The 5,020-nt window shown below is 71.3% G+C and carries 6 protein-coding genes; 3 read left to right on the forward strand and 3 right to left on the reverse strand.

Annotation, left to right across the window (positions count from 1 at the left end):
- Positions 1 to 75 precede the first annotated feature (75 nt).
- Both C1I93_RS28245 and C1I93_RS28250 read right to left on the reverse strand, forming a co-directional pair.
- Entirely contained in the window at positions 76 to 747 is a 672-nt protein-coding gene (locus tag C1I93_RS28245; protein ID WP_111246309.1) for a response regulator, read from the reverse strand.
- Positions 744 to 1,961 carry a sensor histidine kinase gene (locus C1I93_RS28250; RefSeq protein WP_111246310.1) on the reverse strand — a complete coding sequence of 406 codons (1,218 nt, stop codon included), beginning with the start codon at positions 1,959 to 1,961 and terminating at the stop codon, positions 744 to 746. Before C1I93_RS28250 ends, C1I93_RS28245 begins: the two co-directional genes overlap by 4 nt.
- 171 nt (positions 1,962 to 2,132) lie before the next feature.
- On the opposite strand from C1I93_RS28250, the gene C1I93_RS28255 reads away from it, so the two are divergent.
- Both C1I93_RS28255 and C1I93_RS28260 read left to right on the forward strand, forming a co-directional pair.
- Complete coding sequence (locus C1I93_RS28255; RefSeq protein ID WP_111246311.1) at positions 2,133 to 2,606, forward strand: hypothetical protein; 474 nt, start codon at positions 2,133 to 2,135, stop codon at positions 2,604 to 2,606.
- 70 nt (positions 2,607 to 2,676) lie between these two features.
- A complete protein-coding gene (locus C1I93_RS28260) occupies positions 2,677 to 3,423 on the forward strand; it encodes an HAD family hydrolase (RefSeq protein ID WP_111246312.1) in 747 nt (248 codons plus the stop codon).
- A 19-nt stretch (positions 3,424 to 3,442) separates the two neighbouring features.
- On the opposite strand, the gene C1I93_RS28265 is transcribed toward C1I93_RS28260, so the two are convergent.
- Entirely contained in the window at positions 3,443 to 4,111 is a 669-nt protein-coding gene (locus tag C1I93_RS28265; protein ID WP_111246313.1) for a formylglycine-generating enzyme family protein, read from the reverse strand.
- Between the two features lie 162 nt (positions 4,112 to 4,273).
- On the opposite strand from C1I93_RS28265, the gene C1I93_RS28270 reads away from it, so the two are divergent.
- Positions 4,274 to 5,020 (forward strand): SGNH/GDSL hydrolase family protein (locus C1I93_RS28270; RefSeq protein WP_111246314.1); only part of this gene is annotated, 747 nt, incomplete at its 3' end.

Raw genomic sequence — 5,020 nt, forward strand, 5'->3', positions numbered from 1 at the left:
ACCTCCACCCCCACTTCGCGGTTGATCAAGAAGTTTGCGTCTGGAATCGCGCGTCGGCCGACGCAAACTTCTTGATCAACCGCGAAGTGGGGGTGGAGGTGGGGTGAGGTTGGCGCGGTGGGCGATGACGGCGAGGGCGGTGCGGTCGCGGGCGTCCAGTTTGGCCAGCAGGCGGCTGACGTACGTGCGGGCGGTGGCGGGGCTGATGAACAGCGCCCGGCCGATCTCGTCATTCGTCTCACCCAGCCCGACCCGGGTCAGCACGGCACGCTCCCGTTCGGTGAGCACGTCCAGCCGGGGATCGGGCCGGGGCGGCTTCGGCACGGCGGCGAGTCGCTCCATCACCCGGCGGGTGACCGTGGGCGAGAGCAGGTTGCCGCCGGCTGCCGCCGTGTGCACCGCCCGGCGCAGCTCTTCGGAGGGAGTGTCCTTCAACAGGTAGCCGGCGGCGCCCAGCCGGACCGCCTCGATGATGTCCGCATCGTCGTCGAAAGTGGTGAGGATCAGCACCCGGGTCGCGGCCAGGGTGCTGTCGGCCCGGATCGCGGCGGTGGCCGCCAGGCCGTCCAGCACCGGCATGCGGATGTCCATGAGTACGACATCCGGCTGGAACTGGCGGGCCAGCCGGATCGCGGTACGCCCGTCGGCTGCCTCCCCGACGACGGTGAGCTGCGGATCGGCCGCCAGCAGGGTGCGGATACCGGCCCGGACCAGATCCTGGTCGTCGACCACCAGCACGCTCGTCATCCGGCCCCCTCGACGGGTAGTACAGCTCGTACCAGGAAACCCTGGGCCCGAGGCTCGGCGGTGAGCGTGCCGCCCAGGCTCTCGGCGCGTTCCCGCATCCCGGTGATGCCATGGCCGCCGGGACCGGTGGTCGTCTGGCTGTTCTGAGCGTCGCTGACCTGCGCGGCAGCGAACTGGTCGGCGCTGACGCCGGCGCTGGGTTGGTCGGCGCCGGAGTCGAGCACCGACAGGGTCAGTTGCGGCCCGTTCTGCCGTACCTGGATCTCGACCCGGCTGCCGGTGGAGTGCCGGACCACGTTGGTGATCGCCTCCTGCACGATCCGGAACGCGGCGGCCTCGACCGACGCGGGTAGCTCGTCGTCGACGCGTACGTCCAGGACGACGTCGAAGCCGGCGGCGTGTGCGGCCCGGGTGACCGCGTCGAGATTGGCGAGCGAGACGACGGTCCGGTGTCGCTCGTCGGGGGACCGCAACAACGTCACCGTGCGGCGCAGGTCAGCCATGCTGCGGCCGGCGGTGGACCTGATCAACTCCAGGGCCGAGCGGGCGACGTCGTCGTCACGACCCAGCGCCTCACGGGCGACGTCGGCGTGCAGAGCGATCACCGAGGTGGTGTGACCCAGGGAATCGTGCAGGTCCCGGGCGATGGAGATCCGTTCCTGCTGCACCCGGGCGTCGGCCTGCTGCTGGTAACGCGCCTCGGTCAGCTCGGCGATCCGCTGGGCGTCGGCCTGCGCGCGTCGGCGTGAGCGCACACTGTCGCCGAGGGCGATCGCCGCCCCCATCAGCAGCACGTGCCCGGCCAGCTCGTAGCCGACGACGAAGGAGAAGTCCTGCCCCTCGGCGAGGCGGAAGCCGACGGAGACCACGACCACAAGCACGGTGACGCTCACCGCCGCGGCGAGCCGACCGTACTCGGCGGCGGAGAAGAGGGCGGCGGCCACCGGCACCGCCAGACCGACCGCCGGATAACCGGCGGCGTAGTAGGCGAACAGGCCCAGCACCGTCACGCCGAGCACCGCCACCGGGTAACGGCGTCGGGCCAGCATCAGCGCGCCGAGGCCGACCGCCCAGAGGTACGCGACCCGATCCGGCCCGTGCCGGCCGCCCTCGTTGGCGGTGATGACGACCGAGACGGTGGCGGCGACGCCCGCCCCGAGCAGCACGTCGACGCCCCATGGGCGGAACGCCCACGCGTTCGCTCGACCGGCCACGAACTCAGCGTACGGCGCTGATCAGGTGCGCCGGAGTCGTCAAAAGGCGACACCGGCAGTCGCCTACCGACGTACCACCCGCCCACCCCGATGCGGGAGAAAGGAGGGGCCCCCTGCTAACGCCTCAGGTAGAGCAGGGGCCCCTTCTTAACACTTTCGGGAGTTGCCGCCATGACCTCCGTACCTGGACCCGCGCCGGGCCGCCGCGAAGCGGGCCAGCAACGCCGTACGCTCGGTCTGCCGTTCACCGCCCTGTGCGGGCTCGCGTTGCTCGGACTGCCCCGGGTGATCCTGCACGATCTGGACCTGGTGCACGAGGGCACCCTCGTCAACCTGCTGCTGGTGGTCGTACCCCTGGTGGTGTGGATCTCGGTCGTGGTGGCCCGGAGGGTGCCCAACCCGTTTCTCACCCTGCTCGTGGTCGGCCTGCTCTACGGCGTGTTGCTGGCGTTGACGCACCAACTGCTCTGGGGTGCCGCGTTCGAGGAACCGCCGGCACTCGGCGGAAACCTCAGCGACCTCGCCCCTGGCAACCAAACGATGATCATCCGGATCTTCGCCACCATCAGCAGCCTCTTCACCGGCGCCATCGTCGGCGCGGTGAGCGGTCTGATCGCCTGGGCCCTCTCCCGTCACCGCTCGTGAGGATCGAGACGCTGGTCCGCGGGGTGTCGCCAGGGCGCTGCCGGACCAGGATCTAGGCCAGAATGAGGAGATGACGCGGGCACCGGGTGGGTTGTTGCTTGACTTCGGCGGAGTATTGGCGGACGCACCGGTGGGTGGGGCGGCGGAGCCGGCGATGGTGCGCCGGGTGGCCGAGGTGATCGGTGCGGCGCTGCCCGCCGACCGGATCGCGGCGGACCTGCGTGACGGCGCGCGGGCGTACGCGCTCTGGCGCGACGAGATCAGCGCCTCGGCGGAGCCGATCGAGCTGCCGCACCACCGGGTCTGGGCCGACTTCGTCACCCACGGTTGGCCCGAACCGGCGCGGGCCGCCGTCGAGCGCGAGGCCACTTCTCTGGCGTACGCGTGGACCTGGCGCGCCGAGTGGGAGGTGCGGCCTGGTATCCCGGAGGCGCTGCGGGCGGCCGCCGAGGCGAGAGTGCCGATGGCCGTGGTCAGCAACACCCTCTGCGGTGCCGCGCACCGTGACTTCCTCGCGCACGCCGGACTGTCCGAGCTGTTCGTCGACGAGTTCTACAGCGACGAGACCGGGCTGCGGAAACCCAACCCGCGCTTCGCGGCGCTGGCCGCCGACGCCATTGGCGTACCGATCGGGGAATGCTGGTTCGTCGGCGACAGCTTGCATCGCGACGTCGCCTGCGCCCGGCGGGCCGGGGTCGCGGTGGCGGTGCTCATGCGCTCGCCGCGCACCGACCGCGAGCCCGACGCCCCGGAACTGGCCCCGGACGCCCGGATCGAGGACGGGTACGGGCTGCTCGACCTGCTCCGCGGGGTCTGACCGCGCCAGGTGGGCGCGGTCAGCGCGGGTCGGCGCGGGCGACGCGGAAGCCCACGTCATCGACGGTGAACGTGGGGTGGCTGCGGCGGCGCACCGAGGCACGACAACTCCAGTGTTCGTCGAACCAGCCGCCGCCGCGCAGCACCCGATAGCTGCCGTAGACCTCCGCGTCGTAGACGTCCCAGCACCAGTTCCAGACGTTGCCCAGCATGTCGTACAGGCCCCAGGGGTTTGGTTTTCTGGTGCCGACGTCATGGGGGCGTTCGCCGGAGTTGTCGCGGTACCAGGCGATCTCGTCAAGCGGTCCGTGTCGTGGTCCGGTCGTGCCGGCCCGGCAGGCGTACTCCCACTCGGCCTCGGTCGGCAGCCGGTAGCCGTCGGCCGTGCGGTCCCATTCGACATCGTCACCGCCCAGCCGGTACGCGGGCGTGCGCCCTTCCCGTTGCGACCGGGCGTTGCAGTAGCGGACCGCGTCCCACCAGGAGACGCTCTCGACCGGCAGGTCCGCGCCGGTGAAGGCGCTTGGCCGCGCACCGGTGACCTGCGCGTACTCGGCCTGGGTCACGGGCAGCGCGGCGATCTCGTACGCCGCCAGCGCGACCGGCCACCGGCGTTGCGTACGCCGGTCCGACAGTACGACGTGTCCGGCGGCCACGGAGACCATGACACCTGCCGTGCGGCTGTCCATCGAGGCGTGATCCTACCGGCGGATGACCTCTGCCACGTTCCGGTCGGCGGGGCAGCCCGGTGAGCCTGGCCGGTGCCAGACTGCGCGGTGTTAATAGGGGGCCCTTCCTATACACGAGGCGTTAACAGGGGGCCCCTCCTTCTCTCTCGAAGGGACGGGGCGGTGCGCTGGCGCAGTTATGTCGCGATCGGTGACAGCTTCACCGAGGGGCTTGACGATCCCTACCCGGACGGTAGCTTCCGGGGCTGGGCGGATCTGGTCGCCACCCGGCTGGCCGTCGAGGCGGGTCCGGATTTCCAGTACGCCAACCTGGCGATCCGCGGGCGCACCTTCCCGAACGTGGTGGCCGAGCAGGTGCCGGCCGCGCTGGCGATGCAGCCCGACCTGATCAGCTTCGCGGCCGGCGGCAACGACGTGTTGCGCCGGTCCTTCGATCCGGACGCGCTGGTCAGCCGCTTCGAGAAGGTGGTCGGTGAGCTGCGCGGCGGCGGTGCCGACGTGGTGCTCTTCCGGTTCGCCGACGTGATGGCACGGCTGCCCGGCCAGCGGCTGATCGCACCCCGGGTCGCTCTGCTCAACCGGGCGGTGGGGGAGACCGCCGAACGTCACGGCGCGATCCTTGTCGACCTGTACGCCGACGACACGTATCTCCATCCGATGCTGTGGAGCACCGACCGGCTGCATCTCTCGCCGGCCGGACATCGCCGGGTCGCCGGTCAGGTGCTCACCGCCCTCGGTGTCGGCTGCGACGAGGAGTGGTTGCTGGTCCCGCCGACTCCGGAGCCGACCCCGTGGCTCTCCGCCCGCAGCGCCGACATGCGCTGGGCCGGCCAACACCTTGCCCCCTGGATCCGGCGTCGCCTGACCGGCCGCTCCTCCGGCGACGCCCGCCACCCCAAACGCCCCACC

Source organism: Micromonospora endophytica (assembly GCF_003236305.1).
In the GTDB taxonomy this organism is placed as follows: Bacteria; Actinomycetota; Actinomycetes; order Mycobacteriales; family Micromonosporaceae; genus Micromonospora; species Micromonospora endophytica.

Excerpts from the sequence above, each read along its gene's own strand:
- C1I93_RS28245 (WP_111246309.1), bottom strand. The coding sequence starts at position 747 with ATGACGAGCGTGCTGGTGGTCGACGACCAGGATCTGGTCCGGGCCGGT.
- C1I93_RS28255 (WP_111246311.1), top strand. The coding sequence starts at position 2,133 with ATGACCTCCGTACCTGGACCCGCGCCGGGCCGCCGCGAAGCGGGCCAG.
- C1I93_RS28265 (WP_111246313.1), bottom strand. The coding sequence starts at position 4,111 with ATGGACAGCCGCACGGCAGGTGTCATGGTCTCCGTGGCCGCCGGACAC.
- C1I93_RS28260 (WP_111246312.1), top strand. The coding sequence starts at position 2,677 with ATGACGCGGGCACCGGGTGGGTTGTTGCTTGACTTCGGCGGAGTATTG.